Raw genomic sequence first — 20,424 nt, forward strand, 5'->3', positions numbered from 1 at the left:
ATAAATTTTTCTTATACTTCATTTGTTGCTAGTACTTTCATAGAAATAGCATGAACTTCACCAGACAATATATGTTGATTTATTTTTGAGTAAACTAGCTGTTGTCTTTTAACTCTATTTTTAATTTCATTAAATTCATCAGCAATAATAGTTGCATTAAAATGTACATTGTCATCACTTTCTACATTTGCTTTGCAGTTTGTAAAAGCATCTTCAATTATTGATTTAAGTTGTTCCTTTGTCATAAAAGTTCCTTCTAATTTATAAATTCCTTAATGATATCATCAATTCCATGAACCTCTGCTAATGATAAGGCTTTAGAATTTAATTTCTCTAATCTCAGTTTTATATTACGTTTTTTTGCATATTTAATATATTCGATTATTAATGATAAGCCTGAACAATCTATATCTTTACTTTTTTCAAAATTAATAGTCCAATCTTTTTTTAATTGGAGTAGGGCTTTTTTATATTTCTTATTAATTAGAGAAACTGTATCTAAGGTCAAATTTGTTTCGACATGCCATACATTATTGATAATATTTATCATACTTCAGCAGTTTTATCTTTTAATAGTTCAGGGTATGATTTTTCTTTTATTTTCTGGATGGTTTTTTTAACAGCTTCATTCATTTCTGCAACATTTTTGTATGATTTGAATTGAGGCTTATAAGTTTCTAGGATACTAACGCCAGCTACATTAATATCATATATTTTCCATTGATTGTCTTTTTTGAATAGTTTTATTGCAAGTTCTGAACTTTGTCCATTATTAGTATTTGTTATTTTTCCATTAACAATGGCAACTGCTTTAATTTTCCATTCATCACTAGTAAATGGATATAAAGTAACTTTATATTTTCCAGCATATGCCACATTCTTAGCATAAGTAAATGTAAGCATCTCAGTAGTTAAATCAATAAACTCTTTTTTCTCTTCTGGAGTTGCTTTATTCCATTTATCACTGCCTACTACAATTTGGGCAACAACATCAGCAGCTACTATAGGAACAATATTTTGTTTAATGAGTTCGAGTAGTTTATATGGGTCCTTTTGGTATTCTGCAGAATTTTCTATCAACTCATCTTGTGTACTAACTACTGTTTTATTAAGTAAATCTACTGGATTACCAGCATTCGATCCATCAGCAAACGCATAAAAGAAAGTTAACAATAAAAATATTAAGGTATTTAATTTACGAAGCACAGTTTATCTCCTATAAGGTACAATTTATTAAAAGAAGTTTAATATAGTTTTTTAGTTTTTTTAAGAGCTATTTTTTATCTTCATCCTTTGAGGCTACAAAAGTGTTTATTAAAGAGCCTAAGTCAAGTGCAGATTCTGTATTTTCTAGTGGTATGATACTGCCATTATGTAAGTATTTATCAGTATCTCCACTTGCTTCAATACCAGCTATAGCTAATATGTCTTCTTTAGGAGGACTCAAGGCTATATAATTATCGCCGAGGATTCCTGACATAGCTATAGATGCTGAGTAGTTGGCAGGGATTTTTTCTTTATTATTTATTGAAATAGTTACATCAGCAATAAATCCATTATATGATTTAGCTAAGGATATATTTGTTACTTTGCCTACTTCAACCCCAGATATTTTGACTGCAGCATTAGTTCTTAATGAGCCAACATTTTTGAATTCTGCAGTTATAGAGTAAGAATTATTATTGAAACTGGAGACTTTAGTTCCACTTACTTTAAATGTTAAGAAAAGTAAGCATATTACTCCAATTATTATGAATAGTCCTACAGATATTTCAAAGTATTTATTTCTCACTATTTAAACTCCCCCAAACATTATAGATGTAAGAATAAGATCAGTACCAAGTATGCTCATACAGCAGTAAACGACTGTTCTAGTAGTTGCAGCAGCTATACCATTTGAATTTGGTATGCTATAGTAGCCTTGATATAGGGCTATCCATGAAATTATTATAGAAAAAACTATGCTTTTAATCATGCCATTTGTTATATCGCTAAGACTTACTGATGCTTGAATATTGCTCCAGAACTCTCCATACCCAATTCCTAGTACACTAGAACTTAGAGTATATCCAGCTAAAATTGAAACTGAACAGAAGAAAAGTGTAAGTATAGGAACACTAACTATACATGCCCAAAACCTAGTAGAAAGGATAAAACTTATTGGATTTACATTCATAACTTTTAAGCTATCTATTTGATCAGTCGCTTTCATTAGCCCTATTTCTGATGTTATTGAGCTACATGCTCTTCCTGCAAAAAGCATTGCTGTAACGACAGGTCCTAGTTCTCTTAATACACTAAGTGCAACCATTACCCCTAATAATGAATGAGCACCGAATTTTGAAAGGGTATAGTAGCCTTGTAAACTTAAAACTAGACCAATAAAAATTCCTGAAGTTATGATTATAATGCTTGAATTAATTCCAATCTTTTTTATTTGTAATATGGTGTCTCTTAAATGAACTTTCCCAAAAACTATTTGAAAGAATAGAATGATTGCGGAGTTAACATTATATAAAGCACTAAAAAAAACACTGTAGATTTTTTGTAAAAGATAGATCATTTATATCTCCAGTAATTTATTTTTTATAGAGCTAGAAGTTTCATTATTTGGTTGTTTACTTTCTTTGTACTCACCCTTCAAAAATGATTGTATTGCAATATCATTGCTATTTTTAATATTTTCAACGCTATCACAAGCTAAAATCTTTTTATTAGCTACTATAATTACATTGTCTGAAATGTCGAGAGCTTCATCTATATCGTGTGACACTATTATAGATGTTATATTTAAAGTTTGGTTTAGAGTTTTTATCAACTTTAATAATGTGTTGAATGAAGCTGGATCTTGTCCAGTAAATGGCTCATCATATAACATTATTTTAGGATCCATTGCTATTGATCTTGCTAGAGCTACTCTTCTAGCCATCCCACCTGAAAGTTCATTTGGCATCATTTGAGTTGTATTTAATAAGCCAACAGCCTCTAATTTCATTAGAACTATATTCTTTATGAGATTTTCATCAAGAGAGGTGTTCTTTCTTAAAGGAAAGGCAATATTGTCATAAATATTAAGATGAGTAAATAGTGCTCCAGACTGAAAAAGAAACCCCATTTGTTTTCTTATATTTTTTAATTCTTTTTCTTTAGTTTTGTAAGTTAAAGCATGATTTCTATAATTAATGCTACCATTCTTTGGTTTTATTAATCCAGCTATTAGTTGGAGTAAGGTTGTTTTGCCAGCACCAGACGGACCTAGAATACTAGTTATCTTACCTTTTTGAATAGTGAATGATACATTGTCATATATGCATCTTTCACCTCTATAAAATGAAACGTCTTTAAATTCTATGTTTTCAGACATTTAGAAATTAATTAAAAGGAATATTTACTTCTATCGTAGAGTTTTTATTGTTATCTTCAACTTTGATATCAATATCTCTAATATTCTCTTCAGATAAAGCAATATATTTTTTTACGACTTCAATAATTTCATCTTTTAGTTCAGCTAATAGGTGACTGCTAATTCTTGATGATTTAGGTCCAAGCTCATTTCTCTGATGAGCAACAATTATTTGTAGTCTTTCTTTAGCTAAAGAAGCACTTCTTTGTTTTTTGTTTTTACTTATGTTTATGCCAAAAATTTTTGCTATCATGACTTACCTATTAGCTTTTTAAAGAAACTTGTTTTTTGTTCCATGTGTCTCATTGGAATATCTTCTCCTAGTATTCTATCTACAGCATCAAAGTATGCTTTTGCAGCAATGCTTTCTGTAGAGTGAGTTATAGGGTGACCGCTATTAGATGCTTCTAATATATCTCTAGATTCTGGAATTATTCCTACGATAGGTGTGTATAATATTTCACTAACATCTTCAGCTTTTAGCATTGCTCCAGCTTTAGCTCTTGCAGCGTCATATCTATTTAGTAGTAGGTGAACTTCTTTAAATTCTCCCTCTTTTTGAGCTTTTAGAGTTTTGCTCGAAAGCATGCCCAATATCCTATCAGAATCTCTTACAGAAGACACTTCTGGATTTGTAACGATTATTGCTGCATCAGCACATCTCATAGCCATTAAAGAACCTTTTTCTATACCAGCTGGCGAGTCGCATATGACGATATCAAAATTTTCTTTTAATTCTGCAATAACTCTATCAACACCTTCTTCAGTTAAGGCATCTTTATCTCTTGTTTGAGATGCAGGGATAATGAAAAGATTGTCTATTCTCTTATCTTTTATTATTGCCTGATTAATTGTTGCCTCTTCTTTTACGACATTAACTAAGTCGTAAACGACTCTTCTTTCACAGCCCATTATTAAGTCTAAATTTCTTAGACCAACATCGAAGTCTATTACAACAGTTTTTAAATTTCTTTTTGCAAACGCATAAGCAATCGCTGCACTAGAAGTTGTCTTTCCTACGCCACCTTTGCCAGATGTAACAACGAATACTTTACCTTGTTTTTTTTCACTCATTTATTTTAAAGCCTCTTTGTATTAAAAACCTTCGATATGGATTTTGTCATCTTTTAAGTAAACAACATAGCCTTCTTTATATTGATCTCCAACAGGGATACTCTCATTATTTAATGTAACATATTTACCTGCTATGGATACGAGTTCTGCTTTCAAATCTTTGCATATTATTTTTGCATCTTTATCACCGGAACTTCCTGCAATAACTCTTCCGCCTATTCTACCATATACAACTATATTTCCATCTGCAATAATTTCCGCACCATTATTTACATTAGCAGTTATAACAATATCGCCATCTCTAGATTCAATAGATTGGCCGGTACGAACTGGAGATGTTATTATTTTTACGCCACCCTTGGTTTTTTCTGGCGTTATTAAATCATCCTTTGTTTTATTGCTTTTTAAAATGTTGTGACCAGCTTTAGCTAGTTTTATTTTAAGATCTTGATTGTTTGTAACAAATCCTACTGGAACCATTCCACTTGTCTTAAATAGACTTATTATTTTTTCAAGAAGTTTAATAGTGGTCTCTGGTAAAGTATCTATATCTCTTATATCAATAGCAAAAGGAGTGTTATGGAAAAAGGATTTCGATTGGCTTATTTTTGAATTAAGCAAAGACTCTACTTGCTTTAATTCAGTAGTGTTTATATTTATGGCACTAATTGTATAATTGCCACCTTTGAAGTGAAAGGCTTGCCTCATAAAGAAATCCCTTTAAAATAATTATTTTATTTTAGCTTCTTTATAAACAACATGTTGACGAACAACTGGATCGAATTTTTTGATTTCCATTTTGTTCGGCATATTTTTCTTATTTTTTGTTGTAGTATAAAAATGACCTGTTTTAGCTGAAGAAACTAATCTGATTTTTTCTCTCATTTTATAATTCCTAATGTATGGTTTTAAATTAGATTGAATGTCCTGCTGCTCTTAAGTCAGAAAGTACACTTTCAATGCCTTTTTTATCAATTATTCTCATGCCTTTAGAGCTAACTTTAAGCTTCACATATCTATTCTCATTCTCAACCCAGAAGCGGTGAGTATGAAGATTTGGTAAAAATCTTCTTCTTGTTTTATTTTGAGCGTGAGAAACATTGTTTCCTGTTACAGGTCTTTTACCTGTTACTATACAGAATTTAGACATTATAGTACCCTCCTTTGGGCAAAAAATAGAAGTTTATAAAATATATATCTCAAAAATTCTATTATTTTTATTATAAAAAGTAAACTGATTTTACTATTTTTTTAACCCATAGGGTTGCCGCCAGCTTGTGAAGAGCTATCAATATTTTTGCTATTGAATTGAAAGTCATCGCCAGTATCTATAAGTTCTGAGGTTGTATGTAATTCAGCTTGACTTGGTTTGCTTGGATCTAATGAGTCATATTCAGCTGAAACTGAATTTTTAATATTTTGGTTATTGTTAGAGTTAGAAGAAGTGTTATTAGAGTTGTTAGAACTATTTTTAATATTTTGGTTATTGTTAGAGTTAGAAGAAGTGTTATTAGAGTTGTTAGAACTATTTTTAATATTTTGGTTATTGTTAGAGTTAGAAGAAGTGTTATTAGAGTTGTTAGAACTATTTTTAATATTTTGGTTATTGTTAGAGTTAGAAGAAGTGTTATTAGAGTTGTTAGAACTATTTTTAATATTTTGGTTATTGTTAGAGTTTGATGAGATGTTGGAATTATTTTTACTAGGTTTTAAGATTTCATACTCTGTTACATCTGTCGAACCTGTATCGGAAGTGTCATTTCCAGTATTATAATTTAAGCTACTTATTGTCGGATCAGATAGGTTGGTATTAGAAAAATTATTGCTTTTTATATTTGGTTTGTCAGGTAAATATAGTGGGCCTGATTGTCCGCAAGCACTTAGTAGAAAAGCACAAAATATAGCAGATATAGAGATTTTATAAAATTTCATAGTTTTGAAAGTATAATTTTTCTTAAGCTATAATTTAGCACATATTAAACTATGTAACTAACTTACTTATGAATTTTTATATTAAAATGTTAAAATTTTTTTAGTATATTTTGTTTATATTTGTATTGTGGATTTCTTAGATTTTACGGGGATTGGAGAAAAGACTCTTAAGATATTTAATAAATATGGCTTAAATAAGCCGAATGAGTTGTTAACTATTTTTCCAAAAGACTATAAGGATACTACAAATGCTACAGCCATAGAAAGTCTTACCAGTGATCAAAAAGCTCTTATAGAAGGTAGCATTACTAACTTAAATATTAAAAAGTTTGGTAAAAAACTTTTAAGCTTCATTGTTAATGATGGCACGGGATACTGTCAAATTGTTCTTTTTAAATTTTATCCTAATCAAATTAAAATGTTAGAAAATGCAGAGTCTGTAAGATGCTATGGAAAAATTTCTTTTTCTAATGGTGTTCAAATGATTCATCCAGAGTGGGCCATAATAAAAGATGGTAAATGTACATTAGAAAAAAAAGTATCTCCAATTTATGGCTTAACTAAAATATCAAATAAATTGATTGTACAAATAATTTCTGAAATGGTTTCTAAAAACCAAGTTTTTGATTTATTGCCAAATAATTTTGTTGAGCAATATTCATTAATTAATTTTTCTGAGGCTTTAAGCTATATACATGTCTTAACAAATGCTTTTGATAAGAGCTTATTGCCCAAGGCGAGGTATTCTATTAAATTTGAGGAAATGTTGGCTTATAAATTGGCTGAAGAAAATATAAGAAAAGATTTTAATGAAACAATATCACCATTACTAGAAGTTAGTAAAAGCTTGCAAGAAAAATTTTTTTCTAAGCTACCTTATGCTTTAACTAAAGCTCAACAGAAGGCGATGGAGGAAATTCTTTCAGATATAAAAGAGCCAAGAACAATGATAAGGCTTCTACAAGGAGATGTTGGTGCTGGTAAGACTATAGTGGCAACTTTGGCATTATATGTTGCTGCTAAGTCAGGATATCAAGCGGCGATAATGGCGCCAACAGAAATATTGGCTGAACAGCATTATGCTTTTTTGAGTAGTTATTTAGCTGATTTTGATATTGAGGTTATACCTTTGTTAGGTAAGCTAACAGCTAAGCAAATAAAAGAAAATCTAAGAAAAATAGCTATGACAGATGCTTGTGTAATTGTGGGGACGCACGCAATCTTTCAAGATAGGGTGATATATAAAAATCTTGGGCTAGTTATAGTTGATGAGCAACATAGGTTTGGAGTTGAGCAAAGGTTGGCGTTAGTAAAAAAAGCAAAAACAGGAGAAAAGGTTGCACCGCATCAATTAATAATATCAGCGACACCAATTCCAAGAACATTGGCGATGACATTATATGGAAATTTACAATTATCAATATTAGATGAACTACCACCTTCAAGGAGAAAAATAGTTACGACTATTTTGAATAGGAGTAAAAAACAGATTCTTATAGATAAGCTTAAAAAAGCTATATCTCAAGGAGAACAAGTTTATTGGGTGTGTCCATTAGTTGAAGAATCAGAAAGTCTAGATTCATTACAGGATGTTAAGAGTTTGTATGAAGAGTTAACTTCTTATTTAGGGATTGAAGCGGTAGGGCTTGTTTATGGCTCAATGAAATCAAAAGAAAAAATTGAAGTTATGGATAATTTTAAGGAAGGTAAATATAGCATTTTAGTGGCAACAACTGTTATAGAAGTTGGAGTTGATGTCCCTAATGCAACTATTATGATTATAGATAATGCTGAGAGGCTTGGACTATCTCAATTGCATCAATTGAGAGGTAGAGTTGGAAGGGGCTCAAAAGAAAGTTATTGTGTGCTTTTATATGGAGATAAAATTAGTGAGGTAGGAAAAAAACGGATATCGCTAATTAGAGAGTCTCAAGATGGGTTTTATTTAGCAGAACAAGACTTGCAGATTCGTGGGGCTGGGGATATTTTAGGTAAAGAGCAGTCAGGAATATCAACTTTTAGAACATTTGATATAAATGAATATTATGAAAGTTATGAAGCAATTTTAGAGGCTGCTGATATCCTTCAACAAGATTATCCAGAAGTTGTTCCTAAACTTATAGATAGATGGTTTAATCGTAGAGTAGATTATGTGGATGTTTAGATAAATTATGATATTGGCAAGTTTAATAGCTATAGTAGTAGCTTTATTGGTAACTTTGATATTGGCAAGAATACTTTATAGATTTAGCTATAAAAAAGGGATGTTACAAAGCCGCAAAGATAGAGTTTTAAATGCGATAATAATAGCTTTTGCATTTTTTTGTTTAAGCAGTTTTATTTACGTTGGTATTATAAATATTATTTGAACCTGATAATGATCTTATTTCGTTTTAAGCATTGAGAATCTATTAGCTTAAAAATTGTTTTATTGCTGCTATAATATTTATTTAGTAAGATTTTAATTTTTTCAAATAAAGGGACTACTAAATGGCAGTTATCAAGACAGAAGACTTAATAAATAGTGTTGCTGATGCGCTTCAGTATATTTCTTATTATCATCCGAAAGATTTTGTAGATGCAATGTATGAGGCATACCAAAGAGAAGAGTCTAAACCAGCGAAAGATGCTATGGCTCAAATTCTTATTAATTCAAGAATGTCAGCTATTGGTAAAAGGCCAATTTGTCAAGATACAGGTATGGTTTGCGCTTTTGTTAAGGTTGGGATGGATGCTAAGCTTGATAAAACTGATAGGACTATAACAGAGCTTGTGAATGAGGGTGTAAAAAGAGGGTATGCAGACGAGCATAATCCTTTAAGAGCATCTATGGTTTTTCCTCCGCATGGGGCAAGAAAAAATACTAAAGACAATACTCCGGCAATTGTACATATTGACCTTGTGCATGGTGATAAAATTGAGATAGATATTGCTGCAAAAGGTGGTGGATCTGAGTTTAAGTCAAAATTTAAGGTATTGAACCCTAGCGATAGTATAGTTGATTGGGTAGAAGAAATGTTACCACAAATGGGCGCTGGTTGGTGTCCTCCTGGTATTATCGGTATTGGTATTGGTGGTACGGCTGAAAAATCAATGCTTTTAGCAAAAGAGTCTCTTGGTGAAGAGATAAATATGCAAGATATTATAAAAAATGGCCCGCGAAATGAAACAGAACAACTTCGTTTAGATATTTATAACCGAGTAAATGCTCTAGGTATTGGAGCACAAGGGCTTGGCGGTTTGACAACTGTACTTGATGTGAAAATTAATGAATATCCAACTCATGCGGCGTGTAAACCTGTGGCACTTATTCCTAACTGTGCTGCTACGCGTCATGTGCATTTTGTACTTGATGGAGCTGGTGCTGTAGATTTACCTGCTCCTAAATTAGAAGACTGGCCAGTGATTGAACAAGGTCAAAATGATGATGTTAAGAAAATAAATCTTGATACGGTAACTAAAGAAGAAGTTCAAGCTTTAAGATCAGGAGATAATATTCTTCTAAGTGGTAAGATTTTAACAGGCCGTGACGCAGCCCATAAGCGCTTAAAAGATATGTATGATGCGGGTGAGAAATTCCCGGTAGATCTGAAAAATAAGTTTATTTATTATGTTGGTCCAGTTGATCCTGTGGGTAGTGAGGTTGTAGGTCCAGCGGGTCCGACTACTGCGACTCGTATGGATAAGTTCACACCATTTATGTTAGAGAATGTTGGCATAATGGGAATGATTGGTAAATCTGAGCGCGGTCAGGCTACTATCGACTCTATTAAGAAAAATAAAGCAGTATACTTTATGGGTGTTGGTGGTGCTGCATATCTTATATCTAAGTCTATCAAAAAAGCTAAAGTGGTTGCTTTTGAAGATCTTGGTATGGAAGCAATTTATGAGTTTGAGGTTGAGGATATGCCAGTAACTGTTGCTGTTGATTCTTTAGGAGTATCAGCCCATCAACAAGGTCCTAAAGAATGGAAAGCTAAAATAGCTGAAATAAAAAAGGTGTAATTTATGCAAGAATTAGTTTTTTCTTTTATGCAGATATTTTTTGTGGTTTTAGCAGTATCTGTGGTTGCCATAGTTTCTGTAGTGGTAATGAAAAATATGAAACAAAAAAATAATATGAATGAGTCTTCTAAAAACTCATCTGAAAATAAAATGTCATCTAAAGAATAGATTTAATATTTTATAGTTTAAATAGTAATCTCAATCTGATTATTTTCTGGATCTAATACACAGCTTTCAAAATATCCGTCTCCAGTAGTTCTAGGGTGGCTCATTATAGAGTAACCATCTTTTTCTAAAAGTTGTGTTAGCTCATTTACGTTATTTTTACTTCCTGTAGATATTGCTAGATGAATAAAGCCAAATCTTTCTTTTAAACTGTCAAATTCTAAATTATTTAATTTGTTTGAGTGCATGATTTCAAGACGAGCTCCGGAGTGAAAAGAGATAAAATAAGATGAAAAACCTTTAGTATGATTAATATATTTATCATTTGCTTTTCCATTAAAATATTTGCAGTAAAAGTTTTTCATGGTTTCTAAGTTTTTAACCCAAATAGCAATGTGTTCTATTTTCATTGTTTTAATTCCTTTCAAGATGTTGTTACAACTCTATACTTTATATTGCTAAACTTTATAATATATTTAGTCATCTTATTTGTAAGAGTAATTATAATGCATAAAGATAAAATATTTGAGTTTATAAAAAAAGTTCAGGCGATTTCTCACACGGGTGTGACATATTCTCAGTGCCCATATGCTTTAGATAATTACCATGAGTTGTTAGAGTTGAGCAGTAAGATGTTGCATGAATATATTAAGTCAGAAGTTCAGCCATATGATATATATAAAGACACATATTACCCAACTCCTCAGCCAGGTGTGAGGGTGCTTATAATAAAAGATAATAAGATCTTAATGGCTGAAGATATAGACACTCCGAATGAGTGGACTCTTCCTGGGGGATGGTGCGATATAGATACATCACCTGTTGAAGCATCTATAAAAGAAGTAAAAGAAGAAACTGGATTTGATATAAGGGTAACTAAGTTACTAGCATTGATGGATCGAAACAAATATACACAAAGTGAAATCTATAATGTTTATAGTATTGTTTTTCTTGCGGAAATAATTGGTGGAGAAAATGATCCTAATTTTGAAGTGAATAAGGTAGATTTTTTTGATTTAGATAGTTTACCAAAGCTTTCCCATAAATTAACAAAATCAGAATTAGATATTATTCTACAAGCGTATAAAGCAGATCAAGTATATTTTGAATGATTAGAAACTCTCTACGGTTTACATTCTTTTCCTAGATAGATAAGATTAAGGGCTTAAGTTTATAAACAAGTATTTATTATGATTATATTAGGTGTGCAAATCACGATAGTATTGAAATTTTTAGTAACGTTACTGGCTATAATTAATCCATTTTCTTGCGCAGGTATATATTTAGATACTGTGAAAAAATCTGATAATAAAGAAAGAGCAAAGATTGTTATTAGTATGGTATTTGCTGTTTTTATTGTTCTCTCTATAATGGTATGGTTAGGAAGTCCAATACTTAATGCATTTGGGATTAATGAAAGTGCATTTAGAGCTGGTGGTGGAATAATAGTCTTATTTTTTGGTTTAAGGATTATTGGCGTCATTTCATCTGATAATAGTTCTGAGAATGATAAGAAAACTGCTAAGGAGTTGGCTATAGTCCCACTGGCAATTCCCTTAATTGCTGGACCAGGGACAATAGCTACTGTTATATCAGAATCTCATAAGTATTTTTTATCCTCTGAAGCAAAGTTAGTAGCGACTTTCTGTATATTTGTGCTGGTATTCATATTGTGGATGTTCTTTACATTTTTACCTAAAATATCTTCTTTCTTAGGAGAAAATCTTATGGATGTGCTTTCTAAGGTTATGGGACTTGTGTTGGTAGCTATTGCTACAGAAATGGTTTTTGATGGTATTAAAGGTTTCTTTTTTAGTTCATAAATAGGAGAGGTAAAATGATAAAAGTATTTGGAATTAATAATTGTACAAGTGTAAGAAATGCCCTTAAATTTTTTGAAGGAAAAGGTAAGAAGGTGGATTATATAAACCTAAGAGAAAATAGGCCGACTTGGCAAGAAATGAAAGAGATCAAGGATAAAGCTGGTTTTGAAACTATAGATTTATTTAATTCTAACGGTAAACTTTTTATGGAAATGGGATTAAAAGAAAAGTTTGCTAACCTATCTGAAGAAGAAGCTTTAAAGCTGTTAGTTACTGACGCTTTATTGTTCAAAAGACCATTAGTCGTAGATGGTAATTACGTTAGAACTGGTTGGAATAAAAAAGAATATGAAGCTCGTTGGAGCTAAGAATAGAATTAAGCGTTTACTTCAGCTTTAGCTTTAGCTATTTCTGAATCTAGGCTAGCTGCTTTTGAAAGGTTTTGTTCAGCTTTAGCATTTAATACTTTTGCTTGATCTTTTTCATATTGAGATTTAGAGCTATCCGCCGCAGCTTCCTTATCAAGATTTCCAGAATCAACGCTAAGATTATCTGCCTGTAACTTTTGATCTTTTGCTTTCTGATTAAGATCATTTTGTTGTTGTTGTAGGTTTGCTAGTTCTTGTTCTTTTTTGCTTGGGCTACAAGAAGCTAATAATAATGTGCATGATCCTGCTACTAATAAAGTTATTAATGTTTTTTTGAAAGTCATTTCAATTCTCCTTATTTATATACTTTAATACATAGCTTGAAATATAAATATTTACTTTGCTATATGATCATTATGATGAAGAAAAACTTATTAGTAAATATTTAATGAAAGAAATTGGGTTGGTTAATGACATGTGGCTAAAATAAGTTAACAGCATGCAAGAACATTATTAAGCAGAAGAAAGTTATTATATTAGCAGTTAGATTTAGCTCTTTTCTATTACAAAATAATGAGATTATGAACCATATCAGGATTCCGCAAGCAATACCATTGGAGATTGATGATGATAATGTCATTAATAAAATTGTAAAAAAAGCAGGAGTAGCTTGAATAAAATCTTTCCATTCTATATTTACTATTTGCTGCATCATTAATATACCTATAAGTACTAATGCTGGAGATATTACCTCTAGTGGTATTGAGCTAATAAGAGGAGATAAAAATAAAAATGGCAAAAACAAAATTCCTGCAAAAACAGCAGTAAGGCCAGTTTTACCTCCTTGAGCGATCCCTACACCAGATTCTACTACAACTGTTGAGGGGCTTGTACCAATAAAGCCTGAAATTGTTGCTCCAGCAGCATCGACGATAAAAGTTTTTTTGAGTTCTTTATCTGTATGATTGTGAGGTTTTCCCATGCTGCCATATAGGCTAGCTATTGTACCTGTTCCATCAAATAAACTTAAAAAGCAGAATGTAAATATTGTAGGTAAGATTGCAAATTTTATTCCATTTATAAAATCAATTTGTCCAATTAAAGAAAAATCTGGCATCGAAACAAAACTATTTGGGATTGTTATTATTTTTTCTCCAGATATTTGCTGGAGAGGATAGCAAATAATATATCCAATAATTATGACCAGAATTATTGGGGCTGGTATTTTTTTTATAAAAAGTATAAGCAAGCTAATTAGGCAAATAAGAAATAAACCATGTTTAGTAGTTAGCGTTGCAAAGGATAATATTCCATTGTCAGTATTTATGATGCCACTATTTAACAATCCTATATATGCAATAAATAAGCCTATGCCAGCACCTAAAGAATTTTTGATAGATTTTGGTAGGTTTATCATGATTCTTGCTCGAATATTTAGTAACACTAGTAAGCTAAATATTATTCCTGACCAAAAGGTTGCGCCTAATACCGTTTGCCATGGTAGGTGGTATACATTAACTGCAGTATATGAAAAAAAGATATTCATTCCCATTCCAGGTGCTATCACGAAAGGATTTTTTGTATATAAGCCCATAGCTATACTAGCTATAGCAGATATTAAAATAGTACTTGTTACTAGAGCATTGCTTGGCATCCCAGTAGCTGAGAGTATTTTTGGGTTAACTATAATGATGTATGAAATAGCTAAAAATGAGGCTAGTCCTGCAAAAAATTCTTTTTTTATAGAGCTATCGTTGCTTGAAAGTTTAAAGAAACTATCTATAAATTTCATAAAAAATGGCGTTAAGAAGTTTTACTTTAAAATATTATAATTAATGGACTTGGTAGTAAAGAAACAAATGAAGTCTAGGCTTATTATTTTTGTTCATGACTTTTGTAAAGCACAAGATTCTATGGAATTAATTACAAAGCTGATACTCTAACATATCCTCCGGGAACAGACTTTATTAAAGACTCCATTTCAAGGTCAAAAAGTATTTCATTTACTTGTTGAAACTCAAAGCTTGTCGAGTTGATTATCTGATCTATGGTGGTTAACTCCATAGAAATTGAATTTAAAATAATAGTTTCACTTTTAGACAAATTGGTAATATTGTCTGATTTATTTGTGTTTTCAATATTCTGAGAATCAATATTTAATTCATTTAAAATATCTTCGATACTAGTGACAGATTTGGCACCTTGTTTAATAAGGTTATTGCAACCCGTGCTAGCTTTACTAAAAATACTTCCAGGAACAGCAAAAACTTCTTTGTTCTGCTCTAATGCATATTTAGCAGTTATCAACGAACCACTTTTTTCTGTTGCTTCAATTATTAGCACACCTGTAGATAATCCACTTATTATTCTATTTCTTTGAGGAAAATTATATCTTTGAGGTGTTGTACCAAAAGCAAATTCTGAGACTATTAATCCGGAAGCAATTATTTGATTTGCTAGATTTTCATTAATGGCTGGATATATTATGTCTATACCCGTTCCAAGTACTGCAATAGTTTTTCCATTATTTTTTAATGTATATTTATGTGCTAGTGTATCTATTCCATATGCTAATCCACTGGTTATTGTGAATCCATGGTTAACTAGTTCTGATACTAACTTTTTAGTACAGTTGTCACCATATATGGTATTGTTGCGAGACCCCACAATTGATATTTGTGTTTTTTTAAGCAAATAAGTATCACCTATGCAATATAATATTATTGGTGGAGAATGAGTTTCTTTTAAATTTTCAGGGTAATCATCGTCAAAAAAGTGGATTATTTTATTAATAGGATTTGTTAACCATTTTTCTACTTTAACTAAATAATTTAAATATGTTTTCTTTTCTAGAAAGTCTATAGTTTCTTTCCGTAACTTAAGCGTTGATGTAAATTCATTGGGTGTTGTAATGAGTTTCTCTAAGTCTATTTTGTCTACAATAGCTTGTTTAAAAATTTTATTTCCAAAATAAGGTGTTATTGAAAGAATAATGCAAGATTGAGTTAACTTCTCCATAAACTTAGATTCTTGTGGTAGCCATAGCCTCGCCAGCTATTTCTTGTAATGAGTTTATTATCAATATAATTGAGTAATGATCAGAAAGTCTGTATATAAATCCATATCCAAGATATTTTGGAGGAATAGGGTATCCATCTGCTCTAGTTTCAGGCATATATAAGAACATTTCAGCACCAGGAACTAAACCATCGGCTTTACCTTTATTAATTATGATGTTGTTGAAACTGGAAGACAGTGTGGTTGTATTTTGCACGTCTTCCATTACATTAGCAGTAATTTTTTTATTCATTGTGAAACTTTGTTCTGGAAGATCTGGGGTTATCATTTTGGTAGGTATAGCATAGTCGCCTATTTTAATCTCTTGATTAGTGTTCGTTATAGTTAAAGCAGTAATATTTTTGTAAACATAATCATACTTGGCTTCACCTAATTTAAATACTTTCATATCATTATTAAATTCAGATATTGGCTGAGGTTTAGATGCGATAGTAAAAATCTGACCATCATCAGAATAAAATGGTTCATTAACGAAAATAGTAAAATGAGATGTTAAAACCTGTCTTTTTTCTCGACTGTCATATATTTGTGCAACATACTCTGAGCTTTCTTTATCCATTAAATAAACATTAGAAAAGAATCTTTTATAATGGTCTATATCGACATGTTTAAAGTGTTTTCTTAGATAATCTAACTGCTGAATTAATTGGCTCTTTATGGTTATTTCAACTCTTTGATTGACACTGCGATTTGCTTGAGTATCATTTGTGACAACAGGATCTTGATATCCCATAATTTCAACTTTTATATTATCGGGACTTAATCCTTTCTGAACAAGATAGGTTTTTACACTGCTTGCTCTAGCTTGAGATAACTCTAGATTTTGCTTTGTAATTAAATGATCACTATCTTTTAACAGAGCAGACTCTGTTTTAGAGGCATATCCTTTGATCGTAAAAGGTTGTTCTTTCGTAAGTCTTAAAAATGAATATAACTCATCTAAAGTTTTTTTAGCGTTATCTCTTAAAGCAAAGCTGTATGATGCAAATTTTATATTTACTTGAATATTTCTTGTTTCCTCATCAATACACATGAAAGAAGAGTCTGAGTCTAAAAGCTTCTGTGAACAAACCTCAAGTGTTGGAAAACTAAGTTTCTCCTCTTTTTTATCATCAGCACAACTTGTTATAAATAATACTAAGGGAATAAATAGAACAAACTTTAATTTGGTTATTTTAATGATTCTCATAAAGTAATTCTTTTAAATTTTTAAAAAATTATTTAGTTACATTCTACTATAAAAAAAATAAGGATAAATTGTTTTGTTATCATAAAAATATTATTTAGATTAGGTTATAGAGCCTTGATTAGGTGACTATGTTTTATAAATATGATATTTTAAGGGCAAAATCTTTATTTTATTTTAAGTCGTGATGAGAGTTTCTAAAGATAGTTTTGTTAAAATGCATTTTAAGTTTAGACTAAAAGATGGTTCCATAGCGGAAGATACTGAAAGTTATGGAAAAGCCTTTGTTTTTCAGATGGGCCAAGGCTGCTTTACTGATAAAGTTGAATCAGAATTGCTAGATAGTAATATTGGCGATAAAAAAAGAATTGTTCTAATGCCAGAAGAAGCATTTGGGGAAAAGCATCCAGCAAGTATTTATTCAGTACCTAAAAAAAGATTTCCTCTCGATATGGAATTAGAAGAAGGTTTAATAGTTTCCTTTAGTCAAAAAGATGGCACGAAGCTTCCAGGTATTATAACAGAACTGGATGAGTATGATGTTACTGTGGATTTTAATCATCCATTATCTGGGCAAATAATAGTTTTTGAAGCAAAAATTTTAGAGATAGCTAATAAGGAGGAAGATCTAGATGAAAATCTTATTGGCTAATCCTAGGGGGTTCTGTGCAGGGGTTAGTAGAGCAGTAGAAACTGTAGAAAAAGTTTTAGAAGTTGAAAAACATCCTGTATATGTTCGACATGAGGTTGTTCATAATAGAGTTGTTGTTGATTCGCTAAAGCAAAAAGGTGTTATCTTTGTTAAAGAAATAGATGAGGTTCCTAATGATGCTGTTTGTATTTTCAGTGCGCATGGTGTTTCTCTAGCTGTTGAAGAAGAGGCCGCTAAAAGAAACCTTGTTCTATACGATGCAACTTGTCCTTTAGTTACTAAAGTTCATAGAGGCGTTAGACTAGCTAGTAATAATAATTCTGAATGTATTTTAATAGGTCATAAAGGTCACCCAGAAGTTCAGGGAACTATGGGGCAGTATCGTAGTGAAATTGGAGCGATTTATTTAGTAGAAAATGAAGAAGATATTAAAAAACTAAATGTTAAAGACCCTTATAATTTATATTATGCGACACAGACAACACTTTCTGTTGATGAAACCAAGAGTATTATAGAGGCATTGCAAGAAAAATATCCTCAGATTCAGGGTCCTAAAAAAGAAGATATATGTTATGCAACCCAAAATAGGCAAACTGCTATAAAGGCGATGCTTAGCCACATAGATGTATTGATTGTGGTAGGTTCGAAAAATAGTTCTAACTCTAATAGGCTATGTGAATTAGCAACACTAAATAAAGTCGATTCATATTTAGTTGATGATGTAAATGCTATTAAAGCTGAATGGTTTGAAAGTAAGAAGGCTTGTGGCGTTAGTGCTGGCGCCTCTGCTCCAGAATATTTGGTTAAAGAAGTGGTTTCCAAAATATCTGATCTTTGTGAATCAGATGTTTCTGTTGAAGATTTTGAAGGTATTAAAGAGGAAATATATTTCCCTTTACCAAGGTTATTAAAGCAAAAGTTGGAAAAGTAGTATGCAAAGATCAATACGTGGCGCTATAACCATAGAAAAAGACACAAGAGATAATGTAATAGCTGCAACAAAAGAACTGTTGAAGAAAATCGTTGAAGTTAATGGAGTTGATATCGAAAGTATAGTTAATATAATTTTTACAACTACTCCAGATATAAAGTCAGAGTTTCCGCCAGTTGCTGCAAGAGAGATAGGTTTTAGTGATGTTCCTTTATTAACTTGTCAAGAAATAGACTGTGAAAAGGGGTTAAAGCTTTGTATAAGATTGATGTTGACATATAATACAAGCAAGAAGCAGAAAGAAATTAAGCACATCTATTTGAAAGGTGCTGGAAAACTTAGACCTGATTTAAGTAATTTTTAAGGAGTGTAAAAAACATGTTTTTCTTAGATAAAGTAGATATGAAAAAATCTAAATATGTATTGCCTAGCTTATTTACTAGTGCGAGTTTGTTATTCGCATTTTTGGCGATTGTATCAGCATTTCATGGGATGTTTGTTTCTTGTGCTGGTTATATGTTACTTTCTGGTTTTGCCGATGCGTTTGATGGAAGAGTAGCTAGGTTAACACATACTCAAACTGCTTTTGGAGCCGCATTTGATAGTTTGGCAGATGTTGTATCTTTTGGCGCAACTCCAGCATTGGTGATGTATTTCTGGGCTCTTAAAGATTTAGGAAATTTAGGGGCGGCTATTGCTTTCTTATATTTATTGGCTGTTGCAGTAAGGTTAGCAAAGTTTGATACACAGCTTCATGTTGTTGATTTAACGGAAGATAAGATTGTTGAAAGAAAGTTATATTTTTATGGAATGCCATGTCCTGCTGGAGCTGTTACAATCTCAGGTCTTATATGGATGGGTGAAAGAACATTTATAGGTAATTATGAAATTCTAACAGTTAGTTTATCTATATTTACATGTTTATACTTAGCTTTTCTTATGGTTAGTGATATTAAATTCAGAAGCTTTAAAGATAGTGATGGAAAAGGACATATTAGTAAATTGTATATAATTTGTTTTATATTAATAATTTTGATGTTGTTTACTATGCCTGAGAAATTATTATATTTATTAATGATAGGTTATGCTTTATCAGGACCAGTTTCTACATACAATCATTATAAAGCTAATAAGAATAATGATTTAAATGGTCCAAGTATTGTTGATGATAAAGAAATAATAGATGCTGAAAAGTAAATTTATTCTCTTATTGTAAAAAAGGAATTATCACTAGGGTTTCCTTGTTCTGCTTCTATTTGTGCAGCAACTCCTCCTGGCTGAGTTAGCCACCCTGGTTCATTTGAGTGCATATCTTTGTGCTCTGTTGGTTCCCTGTATCCTATTGTGTCTCCACGTGTATCTGAGCATTTATATTCTAGAAAGCTATTTTGTTCATCAGCACAGTCTTCAGAGTAACTGCTTTGAATAGTAATAATTGATAGACTAAGCACCGAGAGTGTTGTTAAAAAAAATTTCTTCACTTTAATTTCCAAATTGTAAGAATTAATTCATGATAAGCCAACTTTAAATTATTTCCAATAAATTTCATCAAATTAATATTCTAGAGCAACTCCTCCTGGAGCTGTTAGCGGCCCAATTTCTGCTGAGCTTGAATACATTCCTTCATCACCAGAATACATATATCCAGCATACATATTGTTAAAGCATGTATTGCCTTGGTTTACAGGGTAGTTAAAGTTATATTGAGCTGGAGTTTGAGTTGCGCATGATGAGAGGATGGCTATGTATAAAAGCATTATGGAAATTTTTTTCATTAAACAAAAAATGGCATGAAAGTTAATATCTA

Annotated in this window: 30 protein-coding genes; 11 read left to right on the plus strand and 19 right to left on the minus strand. The window is 31.3% G+C overall.

From position 1 onward, the window contains the following. Positions 1 to 11: 11 nt before the first annotated feature. The 12 genes from DNK87_RS05140 to lptM all read right to left on the minus strand — a co-directional run bounded on the left by DNK87_RS05140 (position 12) and on the right by lptM (position 6,409). Entirely contained in the window at positions 12 to 245 is a 234-nt protein-coding gene (locus DNK87_RS05140; RefSeq protein ID WP_119329829.1) for a BolA/IbaG family iron-sulfur metabolism protein, read from the minus strand. Between the two features lie 11 nt (positions 246 to 256). Next, positions 257 to 550, minus strand: coding sequence for an STAS domain-containing protein (locus DNK87_RS05145; protein WP_119329830.1), 294 nt, complete (start codon positions 548 to 550; stop codon positions 257 to 259). Next, on the minus strand, positions 547 to 1,206 hold the full coding sequence (locus tag DNK87_RS05150; protein ID WP_119329831.1) for an MlaC/ttg2D family ABC transporter substrate-binding protein: 660 nt from the start codon (positions 1,204 to 1,206) through the stop codon (positions 547 to 549). Before DNK87_RS05150 ends, DNK87_RS05145 begins: the two co-directional genes overlap by 4 nt. A 67-nt stretch (positions 1,207 to 1,273) precedes the next feature. Next, positions 1,274 to 1,792, minus strand: coding sequence for an outer membrane lipid asymmetry maintenance protein MlaD (mlaD, locus tag DNK87_RS05155; RefSeq protein WP_119329832.1), 519 nt, complete (start codon positions 1,790 to 1,792; stop codon positions 1,274 to 1,276). A gap of 3 nt (positions 1,793 to 1,795) precedes the next feature. Then, complete coding sequence (locus DNK87_RS05160) at positions 1,796 to 2,563, minus strand: MlaE family lipid ABC transporter permease subunit (RefSeq protein WP_162523384.1); 768 nt, start codon at positions 2,561 to 2,563, stop codon at positions 1,796 to 1,798. Further along, a complete protein-coding gene (locus DNK87_RS05165) occupies positions 2,564 to 3,364 on the minus strand; it encodes an ABC transporter ATP-binding protein (protein WP_119329833.1) in 801 nt (266 codons plus the stop codon). Between the two features lie 7 nt (positions 3,365 to 3,371). Then, on the minus strand, positions 3,372 to 3,656 hold the full coding sequence (minE, locus tag DNK87_RS05170) for a cell division topological specificity factor MinE (RefSeq protein WP_119329834.1): 285 nt from the start codon (positions 3,654 to 3,656) through the stop codon (positions 3,372 to 3,374). Further along, complete coding sequence (gene minD, locus DNK87_RS05175) at positions 3,653 to 4,477, minus strand: septum site-determining protein MinD (RefSeq protein WP_119329835.1); 825 nt, start codon at positions 4,475 to 4,477, stop codon at positions 3,653 to 3,655. The genes minE and minD overlap by 4 nt, the downstream gene beginning before the upstream one ends. 21 nt (positions 4,478 to 4,498) lie before the next feature. Then, the gene (minC, locus tag DNK87_RS05180) at positions 4,499 to 5,185 is read right to left on the minus strand and encodes a septum site-determining protein MinC (protein WP_119329836.1); all 687 of its coding nucleotides are present in this window, start codon (positions 5,183 to 5,185) and stop codon (positions 4,499 to 4,501) included. A gap of 21 nt (positions 5,186 to 5,206) precedes the next feature. Continuing rightward, the gene (gene rpmG, locus DNK87_RS05185) at positions 5,207 to 5,362 is read right to left on the minus strand and encodes a 50S ribosomal protein L33 (RefSeq protein WP_071663144.1); all 156 of its coding nucleotides are present in this window, start codon (positions 5,360 to 5,362) and stop codon (positions 5,207 to 5,209) included. Between the two features lie 28 nt (positions 5,363 to 5,390). Continuing rightward, the gene (gene rpmB / locus DNK87_RS05190) at positions 5,391 to 5,627 is read right to left on the minus strand and encodes a 50S ribosomal protein L28 (protein ID WP_119329837.1); all 237 of its coding nucleotides are present in this window, start codon (positions 5,625 to 5,627) and stop codon (positions 5,391 to 5,393) included. A gap of 101 nt (positions 5,628 to 5,728) precedes the next feature. After that, positions 5,729 to 6,409 carry an LPS translocon maturation chaperone LptM gene (gene lptM, locus DNK87_RS05195; protein WP_159240224.1) on the minus strand — a complete coding sequence of 227 codons (681 nt, stop codon included), beginning with the start codon at positions 6,407 to 6,409 and terminating at the stop codon, positions 5,729 to 5,731. A gap of 127 nt (positions 6,410 to 6,536) precedes the next feature. Between lptM and recG the strand changes: the two genes are divergently transcribed. The 4 genes from recG to DNK87_RS05215 all read left to right on the plus strand — a co-directional run bounded on the left by recG (position 6,537) and on the right by DNK87_RS05215 (position 10,582). Then, positions 6,537 to 8,573, plus strand: a complete 2,037-nt coding sequence (gene recG / locus DNK87_RS05200) for an ATP-dependent DNA helicase RecG (protein ID WP_119329839.1) — start codon at positions 6,537 to 6,539, stop codon at positions 8,571 to 8,573. 7 nt (positions 8,574 to 8,580) lie between these two features. Then, a complete protein-coding gene (locus DNK87_RS05205) occupies positions 8,581 to 8,778 on the plus strand; it encodes a hypothetical protein (RefSeq protein WP_119329840.1) in 198 nt (65 codons plus the stop codon). Between the two features lie 121 nt (positions 8,779 to 8,899). Then, on the plus strand, positions 8,900 to 10,414 hold the full coding sequence (locus DNK87_RS05210) for a fumarate hydratase (protein ID WP_119329841.1): 1,515 nt from the start codon (positions 8,900 to 8,902) through the stop codon (positions 10,412 to 10,414). Between the two features lie 3 nt (positions 10,415 to 10,417). Continuing rightward, the gene (locus DNK87_RS05215; protein WP_154401826.1) at positions 10,418 to 10,582 is read left to right on the plus strand and encodes a hypothetical protein; all 165 of its coding nucleotides are present in this window, start codon (positions 10,418 to 10,420) and stop codon (positions 10,580 to 10,582) included. A gap of 17 nt (positions 10,583 to 10,599) precedes the next feature. Here the strand turns inward: DNK87_RS05215 and DNK87_RS05220 are convergent, their stop codons facing one another. Continuing rightward, entirely contained in the window at positions 10,600 to 10,989 is a 390-nt protein-coding gene (locus DNK87_RS05220) for a VOC family protein (protein ID WP_119329842.1), read from the minus strand. Positions 10,990 to 11,085: 96 nt separating this feature from the next. On the opposite strand from DNK87_RS05220, the gene DNK87_RS05225 reads away from it, so the two are divergent. The 3 genes from DNK87_RS05225 to DNK87_RS05235 all read left to right on the plus strand — a co-directional run bounded on the left by DNK87_RS05225 (position 11,086) and on the right by DNK87_RS05235 (position 12,770). Then, a complete protein-coding gene (locus tag DNK87_RS05225; RefSeq protein ID WP_119329843.1) occupies positions 11,086 to 11,691 on the plus strand; it encodes an NUDIX hydrolase N-terminal domain-containing protein in 606 nt (201 codons plus the stop codon). A gap of 78 nt (positions 11,692 to 11,769) precedes the next feature. Further along, entirely contained in the window at positions 11,770 to 12,402 is a 633-nt protein-coding gene (locus tag DNK87_RS05230; RefSeq protein ID WP_244614619.1) for a MarC family protein, read from the plus strand. A 14-nt stretch (positions 12,403 to 12,416) separates the two neighbouring features. Next, positions 12,417 to 12,770, plus strand: coding sequence for an arsenate reductase family protein (locus DNK87_RS05235; protein WP_119329844.1), 354 nt, complete (start codon positions 12,417 to 12,419; stop codon positions 12,768 to 12,770). A gap of 8 nt (positions 12,771 to 12,778) precedes the next feature. On the opposite strand, the gene DNK87_RS05240 is transcribed toward DNK87_RS05235, so the two are convergent. From DNK87_RS05240 to DNK87_RS05255, 4 genes are all read right to left on the minus strand, one after another. Further along, positions 12,779 to 13,114 carry a hypothetical protein gene (locus tag DNK87_RS05240; RefSeq protein WP_119329845.1) on the minus strand — a complete coding sequence of 112 codons (336 nt, stop codon included), beginning with the start codon at positions 13,112 to 13,114 and terminating at the stop codon, positions 12,779 to 12,781. Between the two features lie 137 nt (positions 13,115 to 13,251). Beyond that, positions 13,252 to 14,562 carry an NCS2 family permease gene (locus DNK87_RS05245; protein WP_119329846.1) on the minus strand — a complete coding sequence of 437 codons (1,311 nt, stop codon included), beginning with the start codon at positions 14,560 to 14,562 and terminating at the stop codon, positions 13,252 to 13,254. A gap of 131 nt (positions 14,563 to 14,693) precedes the next feature. Next, positions 14,694 to 15,788 carry a DNA-processing protein DprA gene (gene dprA, locus DNK87_RS05250; RefSeq protein WP_119329847.1) on the minus strand — a complete coding sequence of 365 codons (1,095 nt, stop codon included), beginning with the start codon at positions 15,786 to 15,788 and terminating at the stop codon, positions 14,694 to 14,696. 4 nt (positions 15,789 to 15,792) lie between these two features. Further along, positions 15,793 to 17,037, minus strand: a complete 1,245-nt coding sequence (locus DNK87_RS05255) for an OmpA family protein (protein WP_119329848.1) — start codon at positions 17,035 to 17,037, stop codon at positions 15,793 to 15,795. Positions 17,038 to 17,221: 184 nt separating this feature from the next. Here DNK87_RS05255 and fkpB point away from each other — a divergent pair, with 184 nt between their 5' ends. From fkpB to DNK87_RS05275, 4 genes are read left to right on the plus strand one after another with little or no spacing between them, the layout of a single operon-like run. Then, on the plus strand, positions 17,222 to 17,686 hold the full coding sequence (gene fkpB / locus DNK87_RS05260) for an FKBP-type peptidyl-prolyl cis-trans isomerase (RefSeq protein ID WP_119329849.1): 465 nt from the start codon (positions 17,222 to 17,224) through the stop codon (positions 17,684 to 17,686). Continuing rightward, the gene (gene ispH / locus DNK87_RS05265; RefSeq protein WP_119329850.1) at positions 17,667 to 18,617 is read left to right on the plus strand and encodes a 4-hydroxy-3-methylbut-2-enyl diphosphate reductase; all 951 of its coding nucleotides are present in this window, start codon (positions 17,667 to 17,669) and stop codon (positions 18,615 to 18,617) included. The genes fkpB and ispH overlap by 20 nt, the downstream gene beginning before the upstream one ends. Position 18,618: 1 nt before the next feature. Continuing rightward, entirely contained in the window at positions 18,619 to 18,981 is a 363-nt protein-coding gene (gene aroH / locus DNK87_RS05270) for a chorismate mutase (RefSeq protein WP_119329851.1), read from the plus strand. A 14-nt stretch (positions 18,982 to 18,995) separates the two neighbouring features. Further along, the gene (locus DNK87_RS05275) at positions 18,996 to 19,814 is read left to right on the plus strand and encodes a CDP-alcohol phosphatidyltransferase family protein (protein WP_119329852.1); all 819 of its coding nucleotides are present in this window, start codon (positions 18,996 to 18,998) and stop codon (positions 19,812 to 19,814) included. A gap of 2 nt (positions 19,815 to 19,816) precedes the next feature. On the opposite strand, the gene DNK87_RS05280 is transcribed toward DNK87_RS05275, so the two are convergent. Then, positions 19,817 to 20,068 (minus strand): hypothetical protein, encoded by a 252-nt coding sequence (locus tag DNK87_RS05280; protein ID WP_244614620.1) that lies wholly within the window; start codon positions 20,066 to 20,068, stop codon positions 19,817 to 19,819. A gap of 102 nt (positions 20,069 to 20,170) precedes the next feature. Then, entirely contained in the window at positions 20,171 to 20,392 is a 222-nt protein-coding gene (locus DNK87_RS05285) for a hypothetical protein (RefSeq protein ID WP_159240226.1), read from the minus strand. Positions 20,393 to 20,424: the final 32 nt, after the last annotated feature.

The organism is Pseudofrancisella aestuarii (genome assembly GCF_003574475.2).
Taxonomy (GTDB): domain Bacteria; phylum Pseudomonadota; class Gammaproteobacteria; order Francisellales; family Francisellaceae; genus Francisella; species Francisella aestuarii.

Excerpts from the sequence above, each read along its gene's own strand:
- minC (WP_119329836.1), bottom strand. The coding sequence starts at position 5,185 with ATGAGGCAAGCCTTTCACTTCAAAGGTGGCAATTATACAATTAGTGCC.
- aroH (WP_119329851.1), top strand. The coding sequence starts at position 18,619 with ATGCAAAGATCAATACGTGGCGCTATAACCATAGAAAAAGACACAAGA.
- DNK87_RS05230 (WP_244614619.1), top strand. The coding sequence starts at position 11,770 with ATGATTATATTAGGTGTGCAAATCACGATAGTATTGAAATTTTTAGTA.
- DNK87_RS05210 (WP_119329841.1), top strand. The coding sequence starts at position 8,900 with ATGGCAGTTATCAAGACAGAAGACTTAATAAATAGTGTTGCTGATGCG.
- DNK87_RS05215 (WP_154401826.1), top strand. The coding sequence starts at position 10,418 with ATGCAAGAATTAGTTTTTTCTTTTATGCAGATATTTTTTGTGGTTTTA.
- DNK87_RS05220 (WP_119329842.1), bottom strand. The coding sequence starts at position 10,989 with ATGAAAATAGAACACATTGCTATTTGGGTTAAAAACTTAGAAACCATG.
- DNK87_RS05160 (WP_162523384.1), bottom strand. The coding sequence starts at position 2,563 with ATGATCTATCTTTTACAAAAAATCTACAGTGTTTTTTTTAGTGCTTTA.
- lptM (WP_159240224.1), bottom strand. The coding sequence starts at position 6,409 with ATGAAATTTTATAAAATCTCTATATCTGCTATATTTTGTGCTTTTCTA.
- DNK87_RS05205 (WP_119329840.1), top strand. The coding sequence starts at position 8,581 with ATGATATTGGCAAGTTTAATAGCTATAGTAGTAGCTTTATTGGTAACT.
- DNK87_RS05240 (WP_119329845.1), bottom strand. The coding sequence starts at position 13,114 with ATGACTTTCAAAAAAACATTAATAACTTTATTAGTAGCAGGATCATGC.
- rpmB (WP_119329837.1), bottom strand. The coding sequence starts at position 5,627 with ATGTCTAAATTCTGTATAGTAACAGGTAAAAGACCTGTAACAGGAAAC.
- DNK87_RS05225 (WP_119329843.1), top strand. The coding sequence starts at position 11,086 with ATGCATAAAGATAAAATATTTGAGTTTATAAAAAAAGTTCAGGCGATT.
- DNK87_RS05285 (WP_159240226.1), bottom strand. The coding sequence starts at position 20,392 with ATGAAAAAAATTTCCATAATGCTTTTATACATAGCCATCCTCTCATCA.
- dprA (WP_119329847.1), bottom strand. The coding sequence starts at position 15,788 with ATGGAGAAGTTAACTCAATCTTGCATTATTCTTTCAATAACACCTTAT.
- minE (WP_119329834.1), bottom strand. The coding sequence starts at position 3,656 with ATGATAGCAAAAATTTTTGGCATAAACATAAGTAAAAACAAAAAACAA.
- DNK87_RS05140 (WP_119329829.1), bottom strand. The coding sequence starts at position 245 with ATGACAAAGGAACAACTTAAATCAATAATTGAAGATGCTTTTACAAAC.
- DNK87_RS05245 (WP_119329846.1), bottom strand. The coding sequence starts at position 14,562 with ATGAAATTTATAGATAGTTTCTTTAAACTTTCAAGCAACGATAGCTCT.
- DNK87_RS05165 (WP_119329833.1), bottom strand. The coding sequence starts at position 3,364 with ATGTCTGAAAACATAGAATTTAAAGACGTTTCATTTTATAGAGGTGAA.
- DNK87_RS05275 (WP_119329852.1), top strand. The coding sequence starts at position 18,996 with ATGTTTTTCTTAGATAAAGTAGATATGAAAAAATCTAAATATGTATTG.
- DNK87_RS05235 (WP_119329844.1), top strand. The coding sequence starts at position 12,417 with ATGATAAAAGTATTTGGAATTAATAATTGTACAAGTGTAAGAAATGCC.
- minD (WP_119329835.1), bottom strand. The coding sequence starts at position 4,477 with ATGAGTGAAAAAAAACAAGGTAAAGTATTCGTTGTTACATCTGGCAAA.
- DNK87_RS05255 (WP_119329848.1), bottom strand. The coding sequence starts at position 17,037 with ATGAGAATCATTAAAATAACCAAATTAAAGTTTGTTCTATTTATTCCC.
- fkpB (WP_119329849.1), top strand. The coding sequence starts at position 17,222 with ATGAGAGTTTCTAAAGATAGTTTTGTTAAAATGCATTTTAAGTTTAGA.
- rpmG (WP_071663144.1), bottom strand. The coding sequence starts at position 5,362 with ATGAGAGAAAAAATCAGATTAGTTTCTTCAGCTAAAACAGGTCATTTT.
- DNK87_RS05145 (WP_119329830.1), bottom strand. The coding sequence starts at position 550 with ATGATAAATATTATCAATAATGTATGGCATGTCGAAACAAATTTGACC.
- ispH (WP_119329850.1), top strand. The coding sequence starts at position 17,667 with ATGAAAATCTTATTGGCTAATCCTAGGGGGTTCTGTGCAGGGGTTAGT.